The following is a 25,998-nucleotide window of genomic DNA, read 5'->3' as shown; positions in this document are numbered from 1 at the left end:
GCAGGAGCACGCCATGAGCACCAACGCCGATCCGAACACCCGCCCCGACTACGACGGCGTCCTGCAGCAGATCGCCGACTACGTCCTGACCTACCGCGTCGACTCCCCCGAGGCCCGCGACACCGCGCGGCTGTGCCTGATGGACAGCCTGGCCTGCGCCCTGCTGGCCCTGCGCTTCCCCGAATGCACCAAGCTGCTCGGCCCGCAGGTGGAAGGCACCGTGGTGCCCCACGGCTCGCGGGTGCCAGGCACGCGCTTCTGCCTCGATCCGGTCAAGGCCGCCTGGGACATAGGCGCGCTGGTGCGCTGGCTGGACTACAACGACACCTGGCTGGCCGCCGAATGGGGCCACCCGTCGGATAACCTCGGCGCCATCCTCGGCCTCGCCGACCACCTGGCGCAGCGCGCCCAGGCCAATGGCGAACCGCCGCTGAGCATGGGCGACGTGCTGGAATCCATGGTCCTGGCCCACGAGATCCAGGGCGTGTTCGCCCTGGAGAACGCCTTCAACCGCGTCGGCCTGGACCACGTGCTCCTGGTCAAGCTCGCCTCCACGGCGGTGAGCGCACGGCTGCTCGGCGCCGACCGCGAGCAACTGCTCTCCGCCCTCTCCCACGCCTGCGTCGACGGCCAGGCCCTGCGCACCTACCGCCACGCGCCCAACGCCGGCTCGCGCAAGTCCTGGGCCGCCGGCGACGCCAGCAGCCGCGGCCTGCGCCTGGCGGACATCGCCCGGCGCGGCGAGATGGGCATCCCCGGCGTGCTGACCGCGCCGCAATGGGGCTTCTACGACGTGCTGTTCAGCCACACCAACAAGGACCTGGCGCTCAAGCCCGACGACCAGCGCCGCTTCCGCCTGCCGCAGCCCTTCGCCAGCTACGTGATGGAGAACGTGCTGTTCAAGATCAGCTTCCCCGCCGAGTTCCATGCGCAGACCGCCGTGGAAGCCGCGGTGCAGCTGCACCCGCTGGTGCGCAACCGCATCAGCGAGATCACCCGCATCGTCATCGACACCCAGGAATCGGCGATCCGCATCATCTCCAAGACCGGACCCCTGGCCAACGCCGCCGACCGCGACCACTGCATCCAGTACATGGTCGCCGTGCCGCTGATCTACGGCACCCTGGAGGCCGAGCACTACGAGGATGCCTTCCACGCCGCGCACCCACTGATCGACCGCCTGCGCGACAAGATGGAAGTGGTGGAAGACGCGCGCTACAGCCGCGAATACCTGGAGCCGGGCAAGCGCAGCATCGCCAACGCCGTGCAGGTGTTCTTCTCAGACGGCAGCAACACGCCGAAGATCGAGGTGGAATACCCGGTGGGCCACCGCCGCCGCCGCGCCGAAGGCATCCCGCTGCTGGAGGCGAAATTCCGCAACGCCCTGGCCACCCGCTTCGCCCCCCAGCGCTGCGCGCAGATAACCGCGCTGTGCGACGACCCCGCGCAGCTGGAAGCCACGCCGGTGCACCGCTTCATGGATTTGCTGGTGATCTGAAGCGCTTTTGCAGGATGGGTTGAGCCCTGGCGAAACCCATGCGGTCATGGCGATGGGTATCGCTGCGCTACGCCATTCCCTTGTAGGAGCGCGCCCTGCGCGCGAATCGCGGGCAGGGCCCGCTCCTACAGGTTGCCGTGAGGCATGGCATTCTCTCCCCGTAGGAGCGGACCTTGTCCGCGATAGCCGGAACCAACGGCGCGATTCGCGGATGAGATCCGCTCCTACAGGGCGGCCACAACGCTCAGGCCAACAGATCCCCCTGCAACTGCTCCAGCAGCACCTGGATGCGCGCCAGGCGTACCGTGGGGTCGTCCATCTCCAGCAGCACCTGCTTCTGCTCCGGCTCGAAGGGCAGCAGGTAGGCCAGCTGGCAGGCCAGCTCCTGCTGGCCGTGGACTTCGCCGCCCATCTCCAGGGTGGCGACCATCGGGTGCAGCGACAGCGCGCCGAGCAGCGCAGCCAGGTCGTCGTGCTCCTCGGTCAGCGGCTGGTCGGGTTGCTCCTCCAGCCAGGCCACGTCGGCTTCCAGCAGTTGGTCCGGCTGCACCTGCGTATCGCTTATCCGGAAACGCCGGCCACCCTCGACGCGGATGCCCAGCAGCCCATTGGGCAACTGCTGCCAGTCGCGGATCAGCGCCTCGCAGCCGACCTGGCTGAACGCCTCCGGCGCCTCGCCCACTTCGCGGCCTTCGACGATGGACACCACGCCGAAGCCGCCGCCCTGCTTCATGCAGCGGCCGATCATGTCCAGGTAGCGCGCCTCGAAGATCTGCAGGTCCAGGCGGCAACCGGGGAACAGCACGGTGTTGAGGGGGAAGAGCGGCAACTTCATGTGAATCTTCCTGCTTCAGGCGATCAACGCTACCGCCAACGGTAGCAGCACTGCGGTGGCCACGCCCATCAGGCTCATCGCCAGGGCGGCGAAGGCGCCGCATTCCTCGCCCTCCTGCAGGGCGCGGGAGGTGCCCACGGCGTGGGCGGTCATGCCCAGCGCCATGCCCTGGGCGGCCGGGTGGCGCACGCCGATGCGGCGCAGCAGCTCCGGGCCGAGGATGGCGCCGAGCACCCCGGTGATCAGCACGAACACCGCCGCCAGCGCCGCCACGCCGCCGATCTGGCTGGCCACCAGCATGGCGATGGGCGAGGTCACCGACTTCGGCGCCAGGCTCATCAGCAGCTCGCCGCGCAGGCCGAACAGCCAGCCCAGGCCGATGCCGGCCACGGTGGCCAGCACGCCGGCCACCAGCAGGGTGACCAGGGTCGGCCAGAACAGCTGGCGGATGCGCCTGAGGTTGAGGAACAGCGGCACCGCCAGGGCCACGGTGGCCGGGCCGAGCAGCACGGTCAGCACGCTGACCCCGGCGCTGTAGGCCTGGTAGTCGATGCCGGTGCCCAGCAGCACCAGGATCACCATGGCCATGGACACCAGCACCGGCTGCAGGAACACCCAGCGCGTGCGCTCGTAGGCCGCCAGGGCCAGTTGGTAGGCCGCCAGGGTGATGCCGATGCAGAACAGCGGATGGTGGGTGACCGCCTGCCAGGCGCCTTGCCAGTCAAGCATCGCGGGCTTCCTTGCGGCCGCGCTGGCGGTCGATCAGCTTCTGCATCAGCCAGCCGGCGAACAGGAAGGAGCCCAGCAGCGACAGCGCCAGGGCCCCGGCCAGCGGCCAGAAGTCCGCCAGCAGCTGGCGGCCGTAGACCATCACCCCCACCGCCGGCGGCACCAGCAGCAGCGGCAGGTAGCGCAGCAGCGAGGAGGCCGCGAGCGTGATCGGCTCGCCCACTTCCCCGCGCGCCAGCAGGAACGCCAGCAACAGCACCAGCCCAATGATCGGGCCGGGGATCATCGGCAGGATGAGAACATTCAGACCGGTGCCCAGCAGTTGGAACAGCACCAGCCAGGTCAGGCCGCGGAGCAGCATGGCAACCTCCTGTGAAAAAGCCCGACATTATGCCCAAGTACGCCCGGCCTATGGCATGGCATTCGCTTCAAGCATAGGTGCGCAGCCGTCATCGACCTGTGCCATGCTGCATCGCACGCAAAAAACAACAACACGCGTTCGCGGAGGAAAACATGCCGTTCGTTCCCGTCAGCACCCTCAAGGACTACATTGGCAAGGACCTGGGCCATTCCGAATGGCTCACCATCGACCAGAACCGCATCAACCAGTTCGCCGAGTGCACCGAGGACCACCAGTTCATCCACGTGGACCCGGAGAAGGCGAAGAAGACCCCGTTCGGCGGCACCATCGCCCACGGCTTCCTCTCCCTGTCGCTGATTCCCAAGCTCTGCGAGGGCCTGCTGGTGCTCCCGGAGAACCCGAAGATGGTGGTCAACTACGGCCTCGACAGCGTGCGCTTCATCCAGCCGGTGCCGGTGGATTCGCGGGTGCGCCTGCAGGTGACCATCCTCGACGTCAGCGAGAAGAACCCCGGCCAGTGGCTGATCAAGGCGCGCTGCACCCTGGAGATCGAAGGCCTGCCCAAGCCGGCCTACATCGCCGAATCGCTGAGCCTGGCCTTCGTCTGACGCCGGCGCCCGGCCCCCGGTAAAAAAGCCCGCGCCCGCGGGCTTTTTTGCGTCACACTGGTGCAAAACCGCCGTGACCGACCTGCCGCATGCGCCTGCACCTTCCCCTCCTCGCCCTGATCCTGGCCCTGGCGGCCTGCGACCAGGGCCCCGCCCAGCCCTCGGCCGACCTGGTGCTGCCCGACGGCGCGCGCTACCACGGCGCTCTCGTCGATGGCCGCCTGCACGGCGAGGGGCGCCTGGAGCACGGTAACGGCGCCTGGTACCAGGGCCGCTTCGCCAAGGGCCTGTTCGACGGCCCGGGCGAATGGCACGGCGCCGACGGCAGCCACTACCAGGGCGGCTTCCGCGCTGGCCTCTACCACGGCCAGGGCCAGCTGGACGATGGCCAGGGCAACGAATACGCCGGCACCTTCGAGAACGGCCAGTTGCGCGGCAAGGGCAGCTTCAGCGACGCCGACGGCGACCGCTACGAGGGCGGCTTCGAGAACACCGAATTCAGCGGCCAGGGGCGCTTCGTCAACGCCGACGGCGACGTGTGGAGCGGCCAGTTCAGCCAGGGCGCGCTGAACGGCCAGGGCAAGTACGAAGGCCGCGACGGCAGCCGCTACGAAGGCGGCTTCAAGGACTGGCGCTTCGCCGGCGAAGGCGTGCTGACCCAGGCCGACGGCCAGGTCTACCGTGGCCAGTTCGCCGACGGCAAGTTCGCCGGCAAGGGCAGCCTGCGCGGCGCCGACGGGCGCCTGCAGGCCGGCACCTGGAGCAACGGCCTGCTGCGCCGCGACGAACAGGGCCGGCGCCTGCCCAACCCGGTTGAGGTCGGCCTGCTGGAACAGGGCCGCCTGCTCGACCGCGCCCTGGCCGCGCTGCCGCCCTCCACGCCGCAGGTGGAGCTGTACGCCCTGAGCGTGGGCGGCGACGGCAAGCAGAGCGTGTTCCTGCGCGAGGCCGACTACGTCGCCCGCCTGCTCGGCCAGCGCTTCGGCGCGCGCGGCGTGGTCACCCTGGTGAACAACCGCAACCACGCCGACGACCGCCCCATGGCCACCCGCGAGAGCCTGGCGCGGGCGATCCGCGCCCTGGCGCGTAGCAGCGGCCCGGAGGACCTGGTGTTCATCTACCTGACAAGCCACGGCAGCCACGACCACCAACTGATCCTCGACATGCCCGGCATCCGCCTGGACAACCTGCCCGCCGCCGACCTCGCCGAACTCCTCGCGCCGCTGAAGGAGCGCTACAAGGTGCTGGTGATCTCGGCCTGCTACAGCGGCGGCTTCATCGAACCTCTGAAGGACGACAGGACTCTGATCATGACGGCGGCGCGCAGCGACCGGGTGTCCTTCGGCTGTTCCGAGGAAGCGGACTTCACCTACTTCGGCCAGGCCCTGTTCGCCAACGCCCTGAACGCCACCGACGACCTGCAGCAGGCCTTCCAGCTGGCCAGCAGCGAGGTCGCCCGGCGCGAGACGGCGGACGGCTTCGACGCCTCCGAGCCGCAGCTGTGGGCGCCGCCGGCCGTCCTGCAGCGCTGGAACGCCTTGCGCGCAGGCCAGGCTAGCCGGGCCCTGAGCGCCGATGCGGGGCACGTGCAGGAAAAACGATAGCCCGGCAACTACGCTTGTAACTGTGTCAGCGGAGAAACCAGGATGTATTCAACACCGACGCATGTCATTCTCGCCGGCGCCACCGGCCTCACCGGCGAACACCTGCTCGACCGCATGCTCAGCGAGCCGACGGTCAAGCGCGTGCTGGCGCCGACGCGCCGGCCACTGGCCGCCCACCCGCGCCTGGAGAACCCCATCGGCCCGCTGGCCGAACTCATCCCCGGCCTGGCCGGGCCGGTGGACACGGTGTTCTGCTGCCTGGGCACCACGCTCAAGGAGGCCGGCTCCGAAGCGGCCTTCAAGGCGGTGGACTACGACCTGCCGCTGGCCCTGGGCGAGCACGCGCTCAAGCTCGGCGCGCGGCACTACGTGGTGGTCAGCGCGCTGGGCGCGGACAGCAAGTCCTCGCTGTTCTACAACCGCGTCAAGGGCGAGCTGGAAGAAGCCCTGCAGAAACAGGGCTGGGCGCAACTGACCATCGCCCGCCCGTCCCTGCTGCTGGGCCAGCGCGAGGAAATCCGCCTGGCCGAACTGCTCGCCGCGCCCTTCGCCCGCATCCTCCCCGGCAAGCTGCACGGCATCGAAGCCTGCGCCCTGGCCCGCGCCCTCTGGCGCCTGGCCCTGGAGACGGGCAAGGGTGTGCGGTTCGTGGAGTCGGATGAGCTGCGCAGGCTCGGGAAATAACCCCAGCTGCGCCGAGATGCTCTTCGTAGGAGCGAGCTTGCTCGCGAATGAGCCCCGCAGCAGAGTTTGTTCGCGAGCAAGCTCGCTCCTACGAAAAGCGGTGTTCGCCTGCAATGTAGCGATAGCCGGAGGCTCCGGCGCGGTTCGCGGATAAGATCCGCTCCTACGCGACGCCCACCTGCAGGAGCGCGCCCTGCGCGCGATTTCGCGGGCAAGGCCCGCTCCTACAGTTCGGCATGAGGCATGGCATTTCCCCTGTAGGAGCGGACCTTGTCCGCGATAGCCGGAGGTTCCGGCGCGGTTCGCGGATGAGATCCGCTCCTACGCGACGCCCACCTGTAGGAGCGCGCCCTGCGCGCGATTTCGCGGGCAGGGCCCGCTCCTACAGTTCGGCATGGGGCATGGCATTCCCCTGTAGGAGCGGACCTTGTCCGCGATAGCCGGAGGTTCCGGCGCGGTTCGCGGATGAGATCCGCTCCTACGCGACGCCCACCTGTAGGAGCGCGCCCTGCGCGCGAATCGCGGGCAAGGCCCGCGGCGTCAATTCCCGCCCCACACCTGCAGACCGATCCCCAATTCGGCGGCGATCGACAGCGGCAACAGCACGGTATCCAGCAACGCACTCCCCGGCAGGTCCAGCCGCGGATACTTCGGCGCCTCGGTGCCGTAATGATCCTGCGGGCAACAACCGCCGTTGATGGAATACCAGTCCAGCCGCGTGCCGGCATAGATCAGCGGGGCGCCGGGCTTGTTGGCGTTGAGGGTCTTCACGGTGGCGCAGCCGCCCAGCTGCAACAGCATCAGGGCGGCGAGGAGCTTATTCGTCACTGACAAGGTGGTGTTCGCCCCAGCGCGGCAGCATGTCCTGGGGAATGCCCAGTTGGTTGAGGATGCGCGCGACCACGAAGTCGACCAGGTCGTCGATGGTCTGCGGCTGATGGTAGAAACCCGGCGCCGCCGGCAAGATCACCGCGCCCAGGTTGGACAGCTTGAGCATGTTCTCCAGGTGGATGCTCGACAGCGGCGCCTCGCGCGGCACCAGGATCAACTGGCGGCGCTCCTTCAGGGCGACGTCGGCGGCGCGCTCGATCAGGTTGTTGCAGGCGCCGCTGGCGATCGCCGACAGCGTGCCGGTGGAGCAAGGCACCACCACCATGGCGCCGGGCGCGCCGGAGCCGGAGGCCACCGGGGCCATCCAGTCTTCCTTGCCGTAGACGCGGATCTGCCCCGGTGCGGCGCCGGTGTATTCGCTGAGGAAGGCCTGCATCGCCTGGGGCTTGCCCGGCAGGGTCACGTCGGTCTCGGTGGCCACCACCAGTTGCGCGGCCTTGGAGATCAGGAAGTGCACCTCGCGGTCTTCCTGCACCAGGCAATCGAGCAGGCGCAGGCCGTACTGCGCGCCGGAAGCGCCAGTCATCGCCAGGGTGACGCGTTCGGCTCCCGCCATCTCAGTCCTCCAGGGCCTTGGCCAGCTTGCCGTGCAGGCCGCCGAAGCCGCCGTTGCTCATGATCACCACCTGGGTGCCCGGCGTGGCCACGGCCTTCACGCCTTCGATGATGGCCTCCAGGGAATCGCATACCTGGGTCGGCACGGTCGAGCCGGCCACAGTGGCGGCCAGGTCCCAGCCCAGGTTCGGCGGCGCATACCAGAACACCCGGTCGGCCTGGGTGACGCTGTCCGCCAGGCCGTCGCGGTGGGCGCCCAGCTTCATGGAGTTGGAACGCGGCTCGACCACAGCGATCACCGGGGCGTCGCCGACGCGCTTGCGCAGGCCGTCGAGGGTGGTGGCGATGGCGGTCGGGTGGTGGGCGAAGTCGTCGTAGAGGGTCACGCCCTTCACTTCGGCGACCTTCTCCATGCGCCGCTTGACGCTCTTGAACGCCGACAGCGCGGCGCAGCCCAGCTCCGGCACCACGCCGACGTGGCGCGCCGCGGCCAGGCAGGCCAGGGCGTTGGCGACGTTGTGCTGGCCGGTCAGTTCCCATTCCACCGTGCCCTGGGCGGCGCCGTCGAACAGCACCTCGAAGCGCGAGCCGTCGGCGCTGAGCAGGCGCGCCTGCCACTGGCCGCCCTCGCCGGTGGTCTGCACCGGGGTCCAGCAGCCCATGCCGATCACGCGCTTGAGCGCGGTTTCGTTTTCCGGGTGGATGATCAGGCCTTCGCCGGGGATGGTCCGCACCAGGTGGTGGAACTGCCGCTCGATGGACGCCAGGTCCGGGAAGATGTCCGCGTGATCGAATTCCAGGTTGTTCAGGATGGCGGTGCGCGGGCGGTAGTGGACGAACTTCGAGCGCTTGTCGAAGAAGGCGCTGTCGTACTCGTCGGCTTCCACCACGAAGAACGGCGTGCCGCCCAGGCGCGCGGAGACGCCGAAGTTCTGCGGCACGCCGCCGATCAGGAAACCCGGGCTCATGCCGGCGTGCTCCAGCACCCAGGCCAGCATGCTGCTGGTGGTGGTCTTGCCGTGGGTGCCGGCGGCGGCCAGCACCCAGCGGCCCTGCAGCACGTGGTCGGCCAGCCACTGCGGGCCGGAAACGTAGGGCAGGCCCTTGTTCAGCACGTACTCCACCGCCGGGTTGCCGCGCGACAGGGCGTTGCCGATCACCACCAGGTCCGGCGCCGGCTCCAGGTGGGCGGGCTCGTAGCCCTGCATCAATTCGATGCCCTGGGCCTGCAGCTGGGTGCTCATGGGCGGGTAGACGTTGGCGTCGGAACCGGTGACGCGGTGCCCCAGTTCCTTGGCCAGCACGGCCAGCGAGCCCATGAAGGTGCCGCAGATGCCGAGGATGTGGATATGCATGCAGACTCCTGCAATCAAGCCTGGGAAGGCGCTTCGAATGGGCGGCAGATTAGCACAGCGCCGGGTGCCGGCGGGGTGGCTGGATGCATCAGACGGCGCCATTGGGCGGGGGTTCCACGCAAGCCATTGGTGGGCCTGGCGTAGGGCGTATAACCGTTCGCGGTTATACGCCGATACACCCAATCTTCACCCAAAGCCAAGGTCGAACCTGAAGCCGTCCATCTACACAGCCGCCCCCACCGCCAAGGTCGAACCCGGAGCCGCCTGGGGCCTGGGTCAAACGGCGTACAACCGCGAACGGTTGTACGCCCTACGGTACGGAGCGGCTCAAACCGTGGCGGCGCAGCTTGCGGTAGAGGGTGTTGCGGCTGATGCCCAGTTGCTGCGCGGTGCGGCTCATGTGCCAGCGCTGCGCCTCCAGCACCGCCAGCAGCGCGCCGCGCTCGGCGTCGAGCAGGCAGTCGGCGGGCGCCTCCGCTTCGGGCGCGGGCTTGGGTTGCGCGGCGCGGCGGATGTCCACCGGCAGGTCGGCCAGGTGCACGCGGCCGCCCTCGCTCAGCGCCACCAGGGTGCGCAGCACGTTGCGCAACTGGCGCACATTGCCCGGCCAGGGATGGTCGAGCAGGACCTGGCGCACGTCCTCGTCGAGCACGATGGGCCGGCCCCGGGACTCCTCGGCGAGCAGTTGCGCCAGCAGCTGCGGCCGGTCCTCGCGCTCGCGCAGAGCCGGCAGTTGCAGCACCAGGCCGTTGAGGCGGTAGTAGAGGTCTTCGCGGAAGGTGCCGGCGGCCACCAGCTCCTCCAGGTTGCGGTGGGTGGCGCTGATCAGGCGCAGGTCCACCGGCTGCGCCACGCCGTCGCCCAGGGGCACCACCTGGCGCTCTTCCAGCACCCGCAGCAGGCGCGTCTGCAGGGCCAGGGGCATGTCGCCGATCTCGTCGAGGAACAGGGTGCCGCCGTCGGCCTGCAGCAGCTTGCCGCGCATGCCTTCCTTGCGCGCGCCGGTGAAGCTGCCGCCGCGGTAGCCGAACAGCTCGCTCTCGATCAGGCTTTCCGGGATGGCCGCGCAGTTCAGCGCGACGAAGGCCTTGCCGGCGCGCTCGCCGGACTGGTGCACGGCCTTGGCGAAGGCCTCCTTGCCCGAGCCGGTCTCGCCGTGCAGCAGCAGCGGCACGTCGTGAGCGTAGACCTTGAGCGCGCGACGGAAGTCCGCGGCCAGGCGCTCGTCGCCCAGGCACAGCCCCGGCGCGGCAGGCGCCGGCCGTGATACGGGAATCGCCAGCGGCCGCGGCTCGCCACGCAGCTGGGCGTGGAACTGGCGCCCGGCGTGGCTGCGCAGCGGCCAGCTGAGGCCGGCCTGGGTGCTGGCGCGGCCGAGCAGCTCGTCCAGGCGGATGTCGAAGCAGTCCTCCACCGATCGGCCGAGCAGGCCGTCGCGCGGGCGGTCGAGCAGGTTCAGCGCGCCCTGGTTGGCGGCGAGGATGCGCCCGGCGCCGTCGAAGGCCACCAGGCCCTCGCTGAACAGCCCGACGTACTCGGCCTGCAGGTGGAAGCGCAGCAGCCACTGGCCTTCGAAGCGGCGCAGGAAGTAGCAGCTCTCGATCATCTTCGCCGAGAGGTTGACCAGGGCCATGGTGTGGAACTGGCTCTGCCGCGACAGGTCGCGGCGCGCCGAGGACACGTCGAGCACCGCCAGCAGTTCGCCGTGGGGGTCGAACACCGGGCTCGCCGAGCAGGTCAGGCCGGTGTGCAGGCTGCGGAAATGTTCGTCGCGGTGGATGGTCAGCGCCTGGCGCTCGATCAGGCAGGTGCCGATGCCGTTGGTGCCCTCGCGGGCCTCGCTCCAGTCGGCGCCCAGCCACAGCCCGGCGTGTTCGAAGGTGGCGCGCTCGGCCTCGTCGCAGACGCGGTTGAGGATCACCCCGCGGGCGTCGGTGAGCAGCACCGCGTGGCCGGCGCCGGCGAGCTGCTGGCGCAGGCTGGTCATCTCGCCGCTGGCGATCTCCAGCACCTGCTGCAGGCCTTCGCGGCGCTCCAGCATGCGCCGGTGCTCCAGCACCGTGGGCGGCAGCGTCTGCGCCGGGTCGAGGTGGTATTCCTCCAGGCAGCGCAGCCAGGAACGGGCGATCGACGGATCGGCGGCGGGGCCGCTGGCCGGTTGCTGCCCACGGGCCACTGTCATGACCTGGCGGGCGTGGCGACTCATGGCGTTCGCACTCATTGTTATGGTTCTCCACGGAAGGGACGGCAGGCAGTCCCGGGGCGACCGTTCCCGCAGCATCGTCCAGCGCGCCGCGCAATGCAATGCCCGCGTGACCTGGCGGTCAGTCGCTGTACCGGATGCGGGACAAACTGTCACCCCGGCCTGTGCCAGCGCTGCCACACCGCCCGTCGGCGCGCGCCCGCCAGCCGACCGCCGGCCCAGCAACCACGCGGTTCGCACTGGCATGGCCCGGCCCTTGCTCTACGCTTGTCAGACCGCAAACGCGTCCTCCCCAACAAGCACAAGAGCCAGGAGATCCACCATGCGTTACGCCCAACCCGGTAGCCAAGGTGCTGTCGTTTCCTTCAAGTCCCGCTACGGCAACTACATCGGTGGCGAGTTCGTGCCCCCGGTCAACGGCCAGTACTTCGTCAACACCTCGCCGGTGAACGGCCAGCCCATCGCCGAGTTCCCCCGCTCCGACGCCGCCGACATCGACAAGGCCCTGGACGCCGCCCATGCCGCGGCCGATGCCTGGGGCCGCACTTCGGTGCAGGAGCGCTCGCTGGTCCTGCTGAAGATCGCCGACCGCATCGAACAGAACCTGGAAGTGCTCGCCGTCACCGAGACCTGGGACAACGGCAAGCCGGTGCGCGAAACCCTCAACGCCGACATCCCGCTGGCCGCCGACCACTTCCGCTACTTCGCCGGCTGCATCCGCGCCCAGGAAGGCTCGGCCGCGGAGATCAACGACAGCACCGTGGCCTACCACATCCACGAGCCGCTGGGCGTGGTCGGGCAGATCATCCCGTGGAACTTCCCGCTGCTGATGGCCGCCTGGAAACTCGCCCCGGCCCTGGCCGCCGGCAACTGCGTGGTGCTCAAGCCGGCCGAACAGACGCCGCTGGGCATCTGCGTGCTGATGGAAATCATCGGCGACCTGCTGCCGCCGGGCGTGCTCAACGTGGTGCAAGGCTTCGGCAAGGAAGCCGGCGAGGCGCTGGCCACCAGCAAGCGCATCGCCAAGATCGCCTTCACCGGCTCCACCCCGGTGGGCTCGCACATCCTCGAATGCGCAGCGAAGAACATCATCCCCAGCACTGTCGAGCTGGGCGGCAAGAGCCCGAACATCTACTTCGAAGACATCATGCAGGCCGAGCCGACCTTCATCGAGAAGGCCGCCGAGGGCCTGGTGCTGGCCTTCTTCAACCAGGGCGAGGTGTGCACCTGCCCGTCCCGCGCCCTCGTGCAGGAATCCATCTACCCGCAGTTCATGGAAGTGGTGATGAAGAAGGTCAAGGCGATCAAGCGCGGCGACCCGCTGGACACCGACACCATGGTTGGCGCCCAGGCCTCGCAGCAGCAGTTCGACAAGATCCTCTCCTACCTCGACATCGCCCAGCAGGAAGGCGCCGAAGTGCTGGTCGGCGGCCAGGTCGAGAAGCTCGAAGGCAGTCTGGCCACCGGCTACTACATCCAGCCGACGCTGCTCAAGGGCAGCAACAAGATGCGCGTGTTCCAGGAAGAAATCTTCGGCCCGGTGGTGGGCGTCACCACCTTCAAGGACGAAGCCGAGGCCCTGGCCATCGCCAACGACACCGAATACGGCCTGGGCGCCGGCGTCTGGACCCGCGACATCAACCGCGCCTACCGCATGGGCCGCGGCATCAAGGCCGGCCGCGTGTGGACCAACTGCTACCACCTGTACCCGGCGCACGCCGCGTTCGGCGGCTACAAGAAATCCGGCGTGGGCCGCGAGACCCACAAGATGATGCTCGACCACTACCAGCAGACCAAGAACCTGCTGGTGAGCTACGACATCAACCCGCTGGGCTTCTTCTGATAGCAGCGAGCTTTCGACTCTCTTCTGCGCGGCCTTCGGGCCGCGCTTTTTTTCGTCTCGAAGAAGTAAGCGTTCGCGGTTACCCGCCGTTATCTCCCGCCATGGATGGGAAATTCGCAGTCAACCTGTAGGAGCGGCGCGGGTCGCGCAGCATAATCCGCGCCGGAATCTCCGGTTATCGCGGTCAAGGTCCTACGTTGCAGGCGTGCACGGCTTTTCGTAGGAGCGAGCTTGCTCGCGAATGAGCCCCGCAGCGGGGTCTGTTCGCGAGCAAGCTCGCTCCTACGAAGAGCGCGCCGGCGCGGCCGGGAAGATCAGGCCTCGTCGCTGCGCCACTGCCGCGGGCTCACGCCGAACCAGCGGCGGAAGGCGCGGGAGAAGGCGCTGGTCTCGGAGTAGCCCAGCAGCGGCGCCAGTTCGGAGATCGGCCGCTGGCGCTGGCGCAGGTAGTGCACCGCCAGTTCGCGGCGGGTGTTTTCCACCAGTTGGCTGAAGCTCAGCCCCGCCTCACGCAGGCGCCGTTGCAGGCCGGCGGTGGTCAGCTCCAGGCGCTCGGCGATCAGTTCCAGCACCGGTTCGCCCTCGCTCAGGGCCAGGCGGATATGGGTGCCGGCGTCTTCCAGCAGGTCCGGCCCGCGACCCTGCTCGCCGAGGCGGCGGATCACGTCCTGCACCAGGAACAGCAGGTTGGCGTCGCGCTCGGGCATCAGCCGGCCCTTGATGTCGGCCTTGGGCACCAGCAGCGAATTACAGCCGCGCTGGAAATGCACCGGCGCGCCGAACACCCGCGCATGCTCCTGCCAGCCCTCCGGGCGGGCGTGCTCGAAGCCCACCGCGCGCGGCGACCAGTCCTGGCCGAGGGCATGGCGCAGCAGGTTCAGCGCCATGCCCATGGTCAGCTCGGCATCCTGCCGGCGGTCGAGGATGGCGCCGTGCTGCACCTGGTAGTCGAAGCGGAAGCACTCGCCGCAATCCACCAGGCGGATCAGGGTGCTGTGCTGGTGGAAGGGAAAGGCCGCGGCGAAGTTGCGCAGGGCGTCTTCCAGGGTTTCCGAACACAGCCCCACGTAGCCCAGCAGGCCAAGGGCGCGGGGCTGGAACTGCTGGCCGTAGCGCAGGCCGAAGTTGTCGCAGCCGGACTGCCGCGCCGCCTCCTCCAGCACCTGGCAATAGTTGGTCAGGGCCAGGCTCAGGGTGGGGTGGCGCAGGCGCTCGGGGTCGATGCCGGCGCGGCCGAAGACCCGGTCGATGTCGCCGCCCTGCGCGGTGATGAAGCCATCCAGGCCGCTGGCGGCGGCGGACAGCACGCCCAGGTTGCTCGCCGAGGGCGTGGCGACGGCACAGGAAAACAGGGACGGGTTCATGGGCACGCTCGTTGTTATTGATCGCTTATCCGACAAAACCACATAGCAATTACCGTGCCTCGCCCCGGAGGCCCGAAATACCCCATGACAGCCGCCGCATCGGCCCGTGGACGCGACATTCCCGTGCAGGCCCCGCGCCATCCTGGGGCGATGGGTAACACCTCGTTGCAACTTGACCGCAGAGGCCGCACGGCGGGCTCCAGGGTCAAGTCCTGGGCCCCCGCCGTCGCTACCATCGAAGCCAGGCAACCCGTCCACGCCCCGAGGGGCAGAGGAGTCCGCAATGAGCGCATCACAACTAAAACCGACGCTGGGAACCTTGCACCTCTGGGGCCTGGCCGTGGGCCTGGTGATTTCCGGCGAGTACTTCGGCTGGAGCTACGGCTGGGGCACCGCCGGCACCCTGGGCTTCCTGGTCACCACCCTGATGGTGGCCCTGATGTACACCTGCTTCATCTTCAGCTACACCGAGCTGACCACCGCCATCCCCCACGCCGGCGGGCCCTTCGCCTACAGCCTGCGGGCCTTCGGCAAGAACGGCGCGACCATCGCCGGCATCGCCACCCTGATCGAATTCGTCTTCGCCCCGCCGGCCATCGCCATGGCCATCGGCGCCTACCTCAACGTGCAGTTCCCGGCGCTGGACCCGAAATGGGCGGCCACCGGCGCCTACGCCATCTTCATGACGCTGAACATCCTCGGCGTGAGCATCGCCGCCACCTTCGAGCTGGTGGTCACCGTGCTCGCGGTGGCCGAGCTGCTGGTATTCATGGGCGTGGTGGCGCCGGGCTTCAGCTTCAGCAACTTCGTGCTCAACGGCTGGGCCGGCTCCAGCACCTTCAGCAGCGCGGCCATCGGCGGCATCTTCGCGGCCATTCCCTTCGCCATCTGGTTCTTCCTCGCCATCGAGGGCGCGGCCATGGCCGCCGAGGAAGCCAAGGACCCGAAACGCACCATCCCGCGCGCCTACATCGCCGGCATCCTCACCCTGGTGACGCTGGCCATCGGCGTGATGATCTTCGCCGGCGGCGTCGGCGACTGGCGCGAGCTGTCGAACATCAACGACCCACTGCCGCAGGCGATGAAGGCGGTGGTCGGCAACAACTCCACCTGGATGCACATGCTGGTGTGGATCGGCCTGTTCGGCCTGGTGGCCAGCTTCCACGGCATCATCCTCGGCTACTCGCGGCAATTCTTCGCCCTGGCCCGCGCCGGCTTCCTGCCCGCGGGCCTGGCGAAGCTGTCGCGCTTCCAGACGCCGCACCGGGCCATCCTCGCCGGCGGCGTGGTGGGCATCGCGGCGATCTTCAGCGACAACCTGATCAGCCTGCAGGGCATGACCCTGACCGCCGCAATGATCACCATGAGCGTGTTCGGCGCCATCGTCATGTACATCATGAGCATGCTCAGCCTGTTCAAGCTGCGCCGCAGCGAGCCGCACCTGGAGCGCACCTTCCGCGCGCCCGGCTACCCGATCGTGCCGGGCATCGCCCTGGCCCTGGCACTGGTCTGCCTGGCTGCCATGCTGTGGTACAACCAGGTGATCGCCCTGGTGTTCCTGGCGCTGATGCTCGCCGGCTTCATCTGCTGCAACCTGGTGATCGCCGCGCGCCGTGGCGTACCGGCCAGCTTCGCCAGCGAAGGTTGATCCACCCGCGCCGGGCCGCGAGGTCCGGCGCCGTTGAGCACAAGGAGTTCCCATGCCCGGATACGCCCACAGCGTCGGTGGCCAGACCTGGCGCTTCGACAGCCTCAGGCAGCTGATGGCCAAGGCCAGCCCGGCGCGCTCCGGCGACTGCCTGGCCGGCGTCGCCGCCGGCAGCGACGCCGAGCGCGTGGCCGCGCAGATGGCCCTGGCCGAGGTGCCGCTCAAGCGCTTCCTCGACGAGGCGCTGATCCCCTACGAGCAGGACGAAGTCACCCGCCTGATCATCGACGGTCACGACCGCACCGCCTTCGCCCCGGTCAGCCACCTGACGGTGGGCGACTTCCGCGACTGGCTGCTCGGCGACGCCGCCGACGAGGCCAGCCTGCGCGCCCTGGCGCCGGGGCTGACGCCAGAGATGGCGGCGGCGGTATCGAAGATCATGCGCGTGCAGGACCTGGTGCTGGTGGCGCAGAAAATCCGCGTGGTCACCCGCTTCCGCAACACCCTGGGCCTGCGCGGCCGGCTGTCCACCCGGCTGCAGCCCAACCACCCCACCGACGACCCGGCCGGCATCGCCGCCAGCGTCCTCGACGGCCTGCTCTACGGCAACGGCGACGCCATGCTGGGGATCAACCCGGCCACCGACAGCCTGCAATCCATCTGCACCCTGCTGGAGATGCTCGACGCCATCATCCAGCGCTACGAAATCCCCACCCAGTCCTGCGTGCTGACCCACGTCACCAGCTCCATCGAGGCGATCAACCGCGGCGCGCCGTTGGACCTGGTGTTCCAGTCCATCGCCGGCACCGAGGCGGCCAACGCCAGCTTCGGCGTGAGCCTGGCGGTGCTGCAGGAAGGCTACGAAGCGGGCCTGTCACTCAAGCGCGGGACACTGGGCGACAACCTCATGTACTTCGAGACCGGCCAGGGCAGCGCGCTCTCGGCCAACGCCCACCACGGCGTCGACCAGCAGACCTGCGAGGCCCGCGCCTACGCCGTGGCGCGGCACTTCAAGCCGTTCCTGGTGAACACCGTGGTCGGCTTCATCGGCCCGGAATACCTGTACAACGGCAAGCAGATCATCCGCGCCGGCCTGGAGGACCACTTCTGCGGCAAGCTCCTCGGCGTGCCCATGGGCTGCGACATCTGCTACACCAACCATGCCGAGGCCGACCAGGACGACATGGACATGCTGCTGACCCTGCTGGGCGTGGCCGGCATCAACTTCATCATGGGCATCCCCGGCTCCGACGACGTGATGCTCAATTACCAGACCACCTCCTTCCATGACGCCCTCTACGCCCGCCAGAGCCTGGGCCTGCGCCCGGCGCCGGAGTTCGAGGAGTGGCTGGAACGCATGCACATCCTGCAGCAGCGCGAAGGCAAGGTGCGCCTGGCCGAGCAACTGCCGCCGGCGTTCCGCCCGGCCCTGGCGCAACTGAACTGAGGACGCGCGGATGAGCGAAGAGAAGTCCACCGCCACCCCCAACCCCTGGCAGGAACTGCGCCGCCTGACCCCCGCGCGCATCGCCCTGGGCCGCGCCGGCACCAGCCTGCCGACCAGGGCGCAACTGGACTTCCAGTTCGCCCACGCCCAGGCCCGCGACGCCGTGCACCTGCCCTTCGACCATGCCGGCCTGAGCGCCGCCCTGGCCGAACGCGGGCGCGCCAGCCTGCTGCTGCACAGCGCCGCCGCCGACCGCCACACCTACCTGCAGCGCCCCGACCTGGGCCGCCGCCTGAATGAAGATTCGGCAGCGCTGCTGCGCCGGCACGGCGAGGCCAACCCCGCGGGCTACGACCTGGCCGTGGTGGTGGCCGACGGTCTCTCCGCGCTGGCCGTGCAGCGCCATGCCCTGCCCTTCCTGGAACGCTTGGAGGACATGGCCGCAACCGAGAACTGGAGCCTGTCGCCGGTGGCCCTGGTGCAACAGGGACGCGTCGCGGTGGCGGACGAGGTGGGCGAACTGCTGCGGGCGAAGATGGTGGTCATCCTCATCGGCGAACGCCCCGGCCTCAGCTCGCCGGACAGCCTCGGCCTGTACTTCACCTGGGCGCCGAAGGTGGGCCTGAACGACGCCTACCGCAACTGCATCTCCAACGTGCGCCTGGAAGGCCTGAGCTACGGCATGGCCGCCCACCGCCTGCTGTACCTGATGCGCGAAGCCTGCCGCCGCCAGCTCTCGGGGGTGAACCTGAAGGACGAGGCGGAACTGCCGACGCTGGAAGGCCAGGGGCCGGGGGCCAACTTCCTGCTGGCCGGGCGCTGAGGCCGGCTGCGCCGAAGCGCCCTTCTTCCTTCGTAGGATCGAGGGGGACGCCTAGTTCTTGCTCGCGAACCACATGGCACGGCGTCTGTTCGCGAGCAAGCTCGCTCCTACGAGAAGCCGGGCCTGCCCGTACGGTAGGAGCAACTGTCTTGCCGGCTGCGCCAAGGCGCTTTTCGTAGGATGGGTTGAGCCTTGGCGAAACCCATGCGGTCGTGGTGATGGGTATCGCTTCGCTCAACGCCATCCTACGGGTCTTGTGTTTGCCGGAGGGCGTAGGAGCGGGCCCTGCCCGCGATTCGCGCGCAGGGCGCGCTCCTACATGAGCAGGGTGCGTGGCCGGCTATCGCAGATGAATCCGCTCCTACGGCCGAGCCCATGGAACGTAGGGCGCATAACCGTTCGCGGTTATCCGCCGTTGGCCGGAACACCGCCACCCCACACGCACACCGAAACACCACTGTCGATCAAACGCTCGCTTGGATTGCGCTTTCAACGATTTCTGGTGCAGCATCCGGGCAGTGCTGTGCTGGCACAGCACCTGCATCGTGACAGCAGCCCATTCACCGAACGCAGAGATCCGCCCATGCGCATCGTGCAAGCCACCCTCGATCACCTCGACCTGCTCGCCCCGCTGTTCGTCAAGTACCGTGAGTTCTACGGGATGCTGCCCTACCCCGAATCCTCGCGGAAATTCCTCGAGAAGCGCCTCAAGCGCAAGGAGTCGGTGATCTACCTGGCGCTGCCGGACGACAGCGACGACAAGCTGCTGGGCTTCTGCCAGCTCTACCCGAGCTTCTCCTCGCTGTCGCTCAAGCGCGTGTGGATCCTCAACGACATCTACGTCGCCGAGGACGCCCGCCGCCAGCTGGTGGCCGACCACCTGCTGCAGCACGCCCGGCAGATGGCGCGGGAAACCAACGCCGTGCGCATGCGCGTGTCCACCAGCACCAACAACGAGGTGGCGCAGAAGGTCTACGAGTCCATCGGCTTCCGCGAGGACACCGAGTTCAAGAACTACATCCTGCCCATCAGTGACGATCTCGTCTAAGCCGAGGGCGCATTACGCTGGCAATGGCTTAACGCCAGCATTACAGTGAAGCATCGCACGTGCCGCCCGGCGTTCGGCGGCTAAGGGGCTCCATGGGCAATCCCCAGCGTCTACTGCGTCACTTCACCCTGCTCCTGCTGTTCGGCCTGGGCACCGTCCAGGCCGATACCCTGCGCGTGGCCACCCTCGACTGGGAACCCTACGTCGGCGCCGACCTGCCCGGCCAGGGCCTGGCCAGCCGCATCCTCGACGAGGCCCTGGCGCTCAACGGCGACCGCGCCGAACGGGTGTTCCTGCCCTGGCAGCGGGCCCTCAACGAAACCCGCGAAGGCCACTACGACGCCCTGATGCCGGCCTACCTGTCGGCCGACCGCAGCCGCGACTTCTACACCTCGATGCCGCTGCTGGACTCGCAGCTGGGCTTCTTCCACCGCCGCGACCGCGCCATCGCCTACCGCGCCGGCGACCTCGACAGCCTGCGCCCCTACCGCATCGGCGTGGTGCGCGGCTACGTCAACCAGGCGGACTTCGACAAGGCTGACTTCCTCACCAAGGAAGTGGTCAACAACGACTGGCAGAACCTGGAAAAGCTCCTGCGCGGGCGCCTCGACCTGGCGGTGGTGGACCGCTACACCGGCTACCACCTGCTGGCGCGCAACGCCCCGGCGCTGCGCGAACAGTTGGAATTCATCGAGCCGCCGCTTGAGGTCAAGCCCCTCTACGTGCTGATTCCCAAGACCCGCACCGGCGGCGAGGCGCTGGCCGCCAACCTCGACCGCGGCCTGCGTACGCTGCGCCAGAGCGGTCGCCTGCAACAGCTGATCGCCGACGCCCACCTGGAAACCGCCCAGGGCATGCGCGCCGTGGCCGAACACCCGCTAGCCGAGCAGGTACCAGGCGCCGCCGGCCACGACCGCGCCCGCGAAGGCGCCGACAACCGCCCAGCGGCGCCAACCCTGGACTGGCAGGCGAGCCTGCGCTAACCCGGACTCCAGGGCCTGGACCAGTTCCGACAGCGCCTCGAAGCGGTTTTCCGGCTCCGGCGCCAGGGCCCACGCCAGGCAACCATCCCAGCCGGGCGGCACAGCCACCCCGAGGTCCGCCAGGGGTTGATAACGCACTGCCGCGCCAGCCTCCGGCAAGGCCGGCTCGGGCCAGCGCCCGCTGGCCAGCCAGTAGGCATAGGCGGCCACCACGAACTGCTCGGCGCGGCTGTCCAGCGCTCCGCCCGCGCGCAGCTCCGGCGCCAGCGGCAGCACATCGGCCGGCAACGCCTGACGCGGGCAGCCCGGCACGATCGCCGCCAGCTCCGGCAACAGCAGCAGGCGCCCGCGCTCGTCCACCACGATCTGCCGCGGAGATATCCACAGCCCCTGCATGCCCCGCCGCTGCAGAGCCCGCAGGGCCTCCACCAGTTGCCGCAGCAAGCCCAGCAGCTCCGCCGGGCCCGGCTTGCGCCAGGCGCCGCGCCAATCCGCCAGGCTGCGCCAGCGCCCCGCCGGCAGGGCGAACAGCTGGTAGGCATGCTGGCGCGGCACACGGGGTGAGAGCACGTCGGGCAGGCTCGCCACCTTGCAGCCACGCAGCGCCCATTCGCGCAGCCAGAAGGCCTGGTCGGCAGCCTGTGCCGCGGCCAGCAGCCAGGCCTCGCGGCCATCCTCGTGACGCACGCGGAACAGCCGCCCCTCGGGCCCATAGGGGCAGGCCTCCAGCAGCCGCCAGCCTTCCAGCGCTATCCCCGGCCGCAGCACCGGCGGCGCCGGCCAGCCGGTGGGCACGGGCAGGCCCGGCTGCGCCACCAGGCACTCCGGCAACACCAGCGCGGCGGCGCCGGGCGCCCGCAGCAGCGGCTCCAACAACACCGGCAGCTCAGCCTCGGCGAGCCGTCCAAGGCCCTCCAGCAGCGGCCGGCGATCGATCACCTCGAGCAGCGGCTGTGGCGCCATCAGCAAGGCCTCACCCGCCTGCAGCGACAGGTTGTGCTGGGTCAGCGGCAGCTCGGCCTGGCCACCCAGGCTGCCATCCTCCCGGCCGGGCAGGGCCTGCAGCTCACCGGCGCGGTAACGCAGCAGGCCGATGTTGCCGCAACGCAGGAAATGCGCCTGCCCACCCTGGACCAACAGCACGCCCGCGGCCAGTTCGGCGCTTGGCCGGCCAGCCCGGGCGCGGCGGAAATTCAGCATGTTCAGCGACGCCAGCACCTGGCGCACCGCCTGGGCCTCGGACCAGGCGTCGGGCGCGCAGGCGAAATCGGCGAAGAGCGTATCCAGCTGCACCTCCAGCTCCTGCACCAGATTGGGGCAGCCGCGCCCCCAGAGCAGCCCCAGCATGAACAGCGCCGGCCGCCCCTGGCGCCCGCCCAGCCACTCGGCGCGCACCCGCGCCGCCTGGGCCGGCAGATCGGGCCCGGCGCCAAGGGCGACACCGGGCAGGGGCGAATGGGCAAGACGCAGGGACATGGGGCGAGGTTCCGACAGAGATTTCCACTGCGGAACTGCAGCCTTCATGCCGACAGTCTTTTCACTCGCGCGCTGTAATATCCTGCAACCTGTCCTAGGCAGACGCCTGCGACAAAGCGCGCCCCACTGTAACGCGGGGGTGCCTATAATGCCGGGCTCGGCAGTTCACCACGCGGTTTTCAAGGCTCCTCATGGATTTCAACCCGATCGACCTCGTCCTGCACCTCGACACCTATCTTTCGCTGCTGGTCAGCGACTACGGGGTCTGGATCTACGCCATCCTGTTCCTGGTGATCTTCTGCGAAACCGGCCTGGTGGTAACGCCCTTCCTCCCCGGCGACTCCCTGCTGTTCATCGCCGGCGCCATCTGCGCCACCGGCGGCATGGACCCGTGGGTGCTGGGCGGCCTGCTGCTGTTCGCGGCCATCAGCGGCGACAGCACCAACTACGTGATCGGCCGAACCCTGGGCAAGCGCCTGTTCAGCAACCCGGACTCCAAGGTGTTCCGCCGCGACTACCTGGACCAGACCCACGCCTTCTACGAGCGCCACGGCGGCAAGACCGTGACCCTCGCGCGCTTCCTACCCATCGTGCGCACCTTCGCCCCCTTCGTCGCCGGCATGGCCTACATGCCCTACCTGCGCTTCCTGTTCTTCAGCGTCGCCGGCAGCATCGCCTGGGTCGGCGGCCTGGTCACCCTGGGCTACTTCTTCGGCAACGTGCCCTTCATCAAACAGAACCTGTCGGTGATGATCATCGCCATCATCGCCTTCTCCCTGGTGCCCATGCTGATCGGCGTGATCCGCCACAAGCTGGCGCGCAACGGCAAGCCGCAGGCCTCGGAGCGCTGATACCGCGATGTGGTCGTTCAGCGCCTGGCGCCGCCGGCGCTTCCTCACCCGCCACCCGCTGGACGCCCAGCTGTGGGCCGAGGTGCTGCGCCACCTGCCGATCCTCGACGGCCTGAGCGAAGAGGAACTGCGCCTGCTCGGCGAGCGGGCGCTGCTGTTCCTGCGCGACAAGCACCTCACCGCCCTGCCCGGCGTCGAGCTGGACGACTTCCGCTGCCTGCTGCTGGCGGCCCAGGCCCAGCTGCCGCTGCTGCACCTGCCAGAGCTGAACTGGTACGGCGGTTTCCACGAGCTGGTGCTCTACCCGGACGACTTCCTCAGCCCGCAGAAGCACCGCGACCCGGCCGGGGTAATCCACGAGTTCGACGACGAGCGCAGCGGCGAAACCTCGCTGCAGGGCCCGGTGGTGCTGGCCTGGCCCGGAGTGGAAAACGGCGGCGGCTGGGACGCCTACAACCTGGTGATCCACGAACTGGCGCACAAGCTGGACATGCTCGACGGCGACGCCAACGGCCTGCCGCCGCTGCACCGCGACATGCGCATCGGCGACTGGTCGGCGGCGATGAAATCGGCCTACGACGAGATGAACCGCAAGCTCGACCGCCATCCCGAGGCGCACACCGCCATCGACCCCTACGCGGCGGAGAACCCGGCGGAATTCTTCGCCGTCACCAGCGAATACTTCTTCACCGCCCCGGACCTGCTGCACCGGGCCTATCCGAAGGTCTACGAGCAACTGGGGCTGTTCTACCGGCAAGATCCGCTTGCGCGCCTGCAACGACTGCAGCGCGAGCACCCCGACTATCAGGAAACTCCGGCGCACTGAGCGATGTCTGTGGCTTGACCACGGCAATCTGCCTATAATCCGCCGCACTTTTTCGGCCCGACCAACCCCCTTGGAGTCGTCCATGAGCTACAGCAGCATCCCGGCTGGCAAAGACCTGCCGAACGACATCTACGTCGCCATCGAGATCCCGGCCAACCACGCGCCGATCAAGTACGAGATCGACAAGGACACCGACTGCCTGTTCGTCGACCGTTTCATGGCCACCCCGATGTTCTACCCGGCCAACTACGGCTTCATCCCCAACACCCTGGCCGACGACGGCGACCCCCTGGACGTGCTGGTCGTGACCCCCTACCCGGTGGCCCCGGGTTCGGTGATCCGCGCCCGTCCGGTCGGCGTGCTGAACATGAGCGACGAAGCCGGCGGCGACGCCAAGCTGATCGCCGTACCGCACGACAAGCTGAGCGTGCTGTACCACGACGTGAAGGAATACACCGACCTGCCGGCCCTGCTGCTGGAGCAGATCAAGCACTTCTTCGAGAACTACAAGGACCTCGAGAAGGGCAAGTGGGTCAAGGTCGAAGGTTGGGGCAACGCCGAAGAAGCACGCTCCTACATCACCAAGGCCGTCGCCGCCTTCCAGGCCAAGTGATGGTCGCGGGGCAACCCGCCACGAAGAAGCCCCGCCCCCGCGCGGGGCTTTTTTCTGCGCGCGACGGGCACGCTCGTCGCAACGACGGCGCCCGGCGGAAATGCCATTAGGCAAGCCCGGCCGAATTTGCTAAAGTGCGCGCCCACGACGCCGGTCCCAGAGCCGCGTCCACAGAATTCAAAGGCGGTCGCTGCTTACCAGAAGTAAGGACGGGCCACCCCCTGAAGAGCCGGCCACAAGCCGGCTTTTTTAATGCCTGCAGAAATCCACCAATGTCCGTCAAGCCCTAGAAAATCAAGGGCTTGAGACGTACCATCTGTCTCTCAACATCCACCAATAATCGATAGAATCTCCCGCCAAAGTGTGGGTGAAGGTGTGGGTAGATAGGGAGTCTGTATGGGTAAGCTAACGACCAAGACCATCGAATCCTTGGCTAGGACTGCAGAACCTGGAAAAACCAACGATGGCGATGGGCTCTACTTCCAGGTAGCCAAAGGCGGCTCTTCGAGCTGGATCTTTCGTTACAAGCTGGACGGGCGAAGCCGTGAAATGGGACTCGGCCCCTTCCCGGTCATTACCCTCAGCCAAGCGCGGCAACTCGCAGCGGATCAGCGAAAACTTCTCGCGACCGGGATTGATCCCCTAGCCGCCCGAGATGCAGAACGAGAAGCGAAGCGAGAGGCTGAGCGCCAAGCTGCAGCGCGTCGTACCACGTTCGAAGATCTTGCCCGCGATCATCAACAGGCCCATGGAGCCACCTGGTCTGAAAAATGGCGTAAGGGCTGGCTGCGGAAGCTGGAGCTATACGCATTCCCCATCATCGGGAAGCTATCGGCTGACGACATCCAAACCGATCACATGCTGAGCGTCTTGCGGCCGATTTGGTCGACAAAAACACGCACCGCCGATGAGGTGCGCGGACAAATCGAGCAAGTGCTAGATGCAGCAAAGGCTCGCCGCCTTCGCGGCGGTGACAATCCCGCCCGCTGGCGCGGCCATCTGGAAAACCTCCTCAGCAAAGCTGAAAAGAAGAAAGCTCGGCAACGCCAACACTTCCCAGCCATGCATTGGCGTGACTTGCCGAAGCTGATGAGCAAATTGGCTCAAGACTCCAGTCGGGATGCGGTAGCCGCACGCCTGCTGATCCTAACTGGGGCTCGCTCCCACATGATCCGCTTTGCGCAATGGCCCGAGATGGACTTTGCAGCTGGGACATGGGCGCTTCCGGCCGAACGCATGAAGATGAGAAAGCCGTTCGTCATTCCCCTACCCTCTCAGGCTGTGGATATCCTGCAAAGCCTGCCTCGTACGGATTCGCCGTATCTGTTCCCAGGAAAAGGCAAGAGCGGTGCCATACATGCCAATGCCATACGCAACCTCCTGCATAAGCTAGGGCATGCAGACATTACTCGACATGGCTTTCGCTCCACATTCCGCGACTGGGCCAACGAGAACACTCACTACCCACGAGAGGTATGCGAACTCGCACTCGCTCATGACGAACGGGATCAGACCGAAGCCGCTTACTCTCGCTCAGACTTTCTAGAGAAACGCAGGGCGCTGATGGCTGATTGGGCTGAATTCTGTACAAACCCCATGCGCCAGAAATAACCCCCTTCAGTCGCCTTCTTATCGGCAAAGATCGACCACCAATCCCGACTGTTCACACTCTGCCTTAGCCTTTCTCAACCACTCGACGCCTTTCTGGCAGCCCACTAGTAGCCCCCAGTGGATACACTGAGCCCCCTTCATC

Annotated in this window: 23 protein-coding genes; 14 read left to right on the top strand and 9 right to left on the bottom strand. The window is 68.0% G+C overall.

Features of this window, described 5'->3' with window-relative positions; all coding sequences use genetic code 11:
* Positions 1–13 precede the first annotated feature (13 nt).
* Positions 14–1,498: a 2-methylcitrate dehydratase gene (prpD, locus tag M8R19_RS22015; protein WP_249918917.1), complete on the top strand. Its 1,485-nt coding sequence runs from the start codon at positions 14–16 to the stop codon at positions 1,496–1,498.
* Between the two features lie 244 nt (positions 1,499–1,742).
* Here the strand turns inward: prpD and M8R19_RS22010 are convergent, their stop codons facing one another.
* From M8R19_RS22010 to M8R19_RS22000, 3 genes are read right to left on the bottom strand one after another with little or no spacing between them, the layout of a single operon-like run.
* On the bottom strand, positions 1,743–2,333 hold the full coding sequence (locus M8R19_RS22010) for an LON peptidase substrate-binding domain-containing protein (protein ID WP_249918916.1): 591 nt from the start codon (positions 2,331–2,333) through the stop codon (positions 1,743–1,745).
* A 15-nt stretch (positions 2,334–2,348) separates the two neighbouring features.
* Positions 2,349–3,062, bottom strand: a complete 714-nt coding sequence (locus M8R19_RS22005) for an LrgB family protein (RefSeq protein ID WP_249918915.1) — start codon at positions 3,060–3,062, stop codon at positions 2,349–2,351.
* Positions 3,055–3,423: a CidA/LrgA family protein gene (locus tag M8R19_RS22000; RefSeq protein ID WP_009615981.1), complete on the bottom strand. Its 369-nt coding sequence runs from the start codon at positions 3,421–3,423 to the stop codon at positions 3,055–3,057. The genes M8R19_RS22005 and M8R19_RS22000 overlap by 8 nt, the downstream gene beginning before the upstream one ends.
* Before the next feature lie 152 nt (positions 3,424–3,575).
* On the opposite strand from M8R19_RS22000, the gene M8R19_RS21995 reads away from it, so the two are divergent.
* The 3 genes from M8R19_RS21995 to M8R19_RS21985 all read left to right on the top strand — a co-directional run bounded on the left by M8R19_RS21995 (position 3,576) and on the right by M8R19_RS21985 (position 6,319).
* Positions 3,576–4,031, top strand: a complete 456-nt coding sequence (locus M8R19_RS21995; RefSeq protein WP_009615980.1) for a MaoC family dehydratase — start codon at positions 3,576–3,578, stop codon at positions 4,029–4,031.
* Positions 4,032–4,120: 89 nt separating this feature from the next.
* Positions 4,121–5,635 (top strand): C13 family peptidase, encoded by a 1,515-nt coding sequence (locus M8R19_RS21990; protein ID WP_249918914.1) that lies wholly within the window; start codon positions 4,121–4,123, stop codon positions 5,633–5,635.
* A gap of 42 nt (positions 5,636–5,677) precedes the next feature.
* Entirely contained in the window at positions 5,678–6,319 is a 642-nt protein-coding gene (locus M8R19_RS21985) for an oxidoreductase (protein ID WP_249918913.1), read from the top strand.
* 540 nt (positions 6,320–6,859) lie between these two features.
* Here the strand turns inward: M8R19_RS21985 and M8R19_RS21980 are convergent.
* From M8R19_RS21980 to M8R19_RS21965, 4 genes are all read right to left on the bottom strand, one after another.
* Positions 6,860–7,120 carry a YceK/YidQ family lipoprotein gene (locus M8R19_RS21980; protein WP_009615977.1) on the bottom strand — a complete coding sequence of 87 codons (261 nt, stop codon included), beginning with the start codon at positions 7,118–7,120 and terminating at the stop codon, positions 6,860–6,862.
* 16 nt (positions 7,121–7,136) lie between these two features.
* Positions 7,137–7,766: a flavin prenyltransferase UbiX gene (gene ubiX / locus M8R19_RS21975; protein WP_064584270.1), complete on the bottom strand. Its 630-nt coding sequence runs from the start codon at positions 7,764–7,766 to the stop codon at positions 7,137–7,139.
* Position 7,767: 1 nt separating this feature from the next.
* Entirely contained in the window at positions 7,768–9,120 is a 1,353-nt protein-coding gene (gene mpl / locus M8R19_RS21970) for a UDP-N-acetylmuramate:L-alanyl-gamma-D-glutamyl-meso-diaminopimelate ligase (protein ID WP_249918912.1), read from the bottom strand.
* Between the two features lie 310 nt (positions 9,121–9,430).
* Positions 9,431–11,341, bottom strand: coding sequence for a sigma-54-dependent Fis family transcriptional regulator (locus M8R19_RS21965; RefSeq protein WP_249918911.1), 1,911 nt, complete (start codon positions 11,339–11,341; stop codon positions 9,431–9,433).
* A gap of 304 nt (positions 11,342–11,645) precedes the next feature.
* On the opposite strand from M8R19_RS21965, the gene exaC reads away from it, so the two are divergent.
* Positions 11,646–13,166: an acetaldehyde dehydrogenase ExaC gene (gene exaC / locus M8R19_RS21960; protein WP_009615972.1), complete on the top strand. Its 1,521-nt coding sequence runs from the start codon at positions 11,646–11,648 to the stop codon at positions 13,164–13,166.
* Positions 13,167–13,480: 314 nt separating this feature from the next.
* On the opposite strand, the gene qhpR is transcribed toward exaC, so the two are convergent.
* A complete protein-coding gene (qhpR, locus tag M8R19_RS21955; RefSeq protein ID WP_249918910.1) occupies positions 13,481–14,530 on the bottom strand; it encodes an AraC-like transcriptional regulator QhpR in 1,050 nt (349 codons plus the stop codon).
* 283 nt (positions 14,531–14,813) lie between these two features.
* Between qhpR and eat the strand changes: the two genes are divergently transcribed.
* The 5 genes from eat (at position 14,814) to M8R19_RS21930 (ending at position 20,479) form a co-directional block, all read left to right on the top strand.
* A complete protein-coding gene (eat, locus tag M8R19_RS21950) occupies positions 14,814–16,178 on the top strand; it encodes an ethanolamine permease (RefSeq protein WP_116425572.1) in 1,365 nt (454 codons plus the stop codon).
* Positions 16,179–16,230: 52 nt separating this feature from the next.
* Complete coding sequence (locus M8R19_RS21945) at positions 16,231–17,625, top strand: ethanolamine ammonia-lyase subunit EutB (RefSeq protein ID WP_249918909.1); 1,395 nt, start codon at positions 16,231–16,233, stop codon at positions 17,623–17,625.
* Between the two features lie 10 nt (positions 17,626–17,635).
* Positions 17,636–18,448 (top strand): ethanolamine ammonia-lyase subunit EutC, encoded by an 813-nt coding sequence (eutC, locus tag M8R19_RS21940; RefSeq protein ID WP_249918908.1) that lies wholly within the window; start codon positions 17,636–17,638, stop codon positions 18,446–18,448.
* Between the two features lie 583 nt (positions 18,449–19,031).
* Positions 19,032–19,496: a GNAT family N-acetyltransferase gene (locus M8R19_RS21935; RefSeq protein WP_009615966.1), complete on the top strand. Its 465-nt coding sequence runs from the start codon at positions 19,032–19,034 to the stop codon at positions 19,494–19,496.
* A 92-nt stretch (positions 19,497–19,588) separates the two neighbouring features.
* A complete protein-coding gene (locus M8R19_RS21930; RefSeq protein ID WP_074984937.1) occupies positions 19,589–20,479 on the top strand; it encodes a substrate-binding periplasmic protein in 891 nt (296 codons plus the stop codon).
* Here M8R19_RS21930 and M8R19_RS21925 read toward each other — a convergent pair.
* Entirely contained in the window at positions 20,375–21,955 is a 1,581-nt protein-coding gene (locus M8R19_RS21925; protein WP_249918907.1) for a PP2C family serine/threonine-protein phosphatase, read from the bottom strand. The genes M8R19_RS21930 and M8R19_RS21925 overlap by 105 nt on opposite strands.
* A 191-nt stretch (positions 21,956–22,146) precedes the next feature.
* Here M8R19_RS21925 and M8R19_RS21920 point away from each other — a divergent pair, with 191 nt between their 5' ends.
* From M8R19_RS21920 to M8R19_RS21905, 4 genes are all read left to right on the top strand, one after another.
* A complete protein-coding gene (locus M8R19_RS21920) occupies positions 22,147–22,806 on the top strand; it encodes a DedA family protein (RefSeq protein ID WP_249918906.1) in 660 nt (219 codons plus the stop codon).
* A gap of 7 nt (positions 22,807–22,813) precedes the next feature.
* A complete protein-coding gene (locus M8R19_RS21915) occupies positions 22,814–23,632 on the top strand; it encodes a M90 family metallopeptidase (protein WP_249918905.1) in 819 nt (272 codons plus the stop codon).
* 82 nt (positions 23,633–23,714) lie between these two features.
* On the top strand, positions 23,715–24,245 hold the full coding sequence (gene ppa / locus M8R19_RS21910; protein WP_009615962.1) for an inorganic diphosphatase: 531 nt from the start codon (positions 23,715–23,717) through the stop codon (positions 24,243–24,245).
* A 396-nt stretch (positions 24,246–24,641) separates the two neighbouring features.
* Positions 24,642–25,856: a tyrosine-type recombinase/integrase gene (locus M8R19_RS21905; RefSeq protein WP_249918904.1), complete on the top strand. Its 1,215-nt coding sequence runs from the start codon at positions 24,642–24,644 to the stop codon at positions 25,854–25,856.
* The last annotated feature ends 142 nt before the right edge of the window (positions 25,857–25,998 follow it).

It is taken from the genome of Pseudomonas sp. R3.Fl, from assembly GCF_023516765.1.
Taxonomy (GTDB): domain Bacteria; phylum Pseudomonadota; class Gammaproteobacteria; order Pseudomonadales; family Pseudomonadaceae; genus Pseudomonas; species Pseudomonas citronellolis.
Note: the sequence above shows the minus strand (reverse complement) of the source record. Positions and strands in the feature narration are given on the sequence as shown.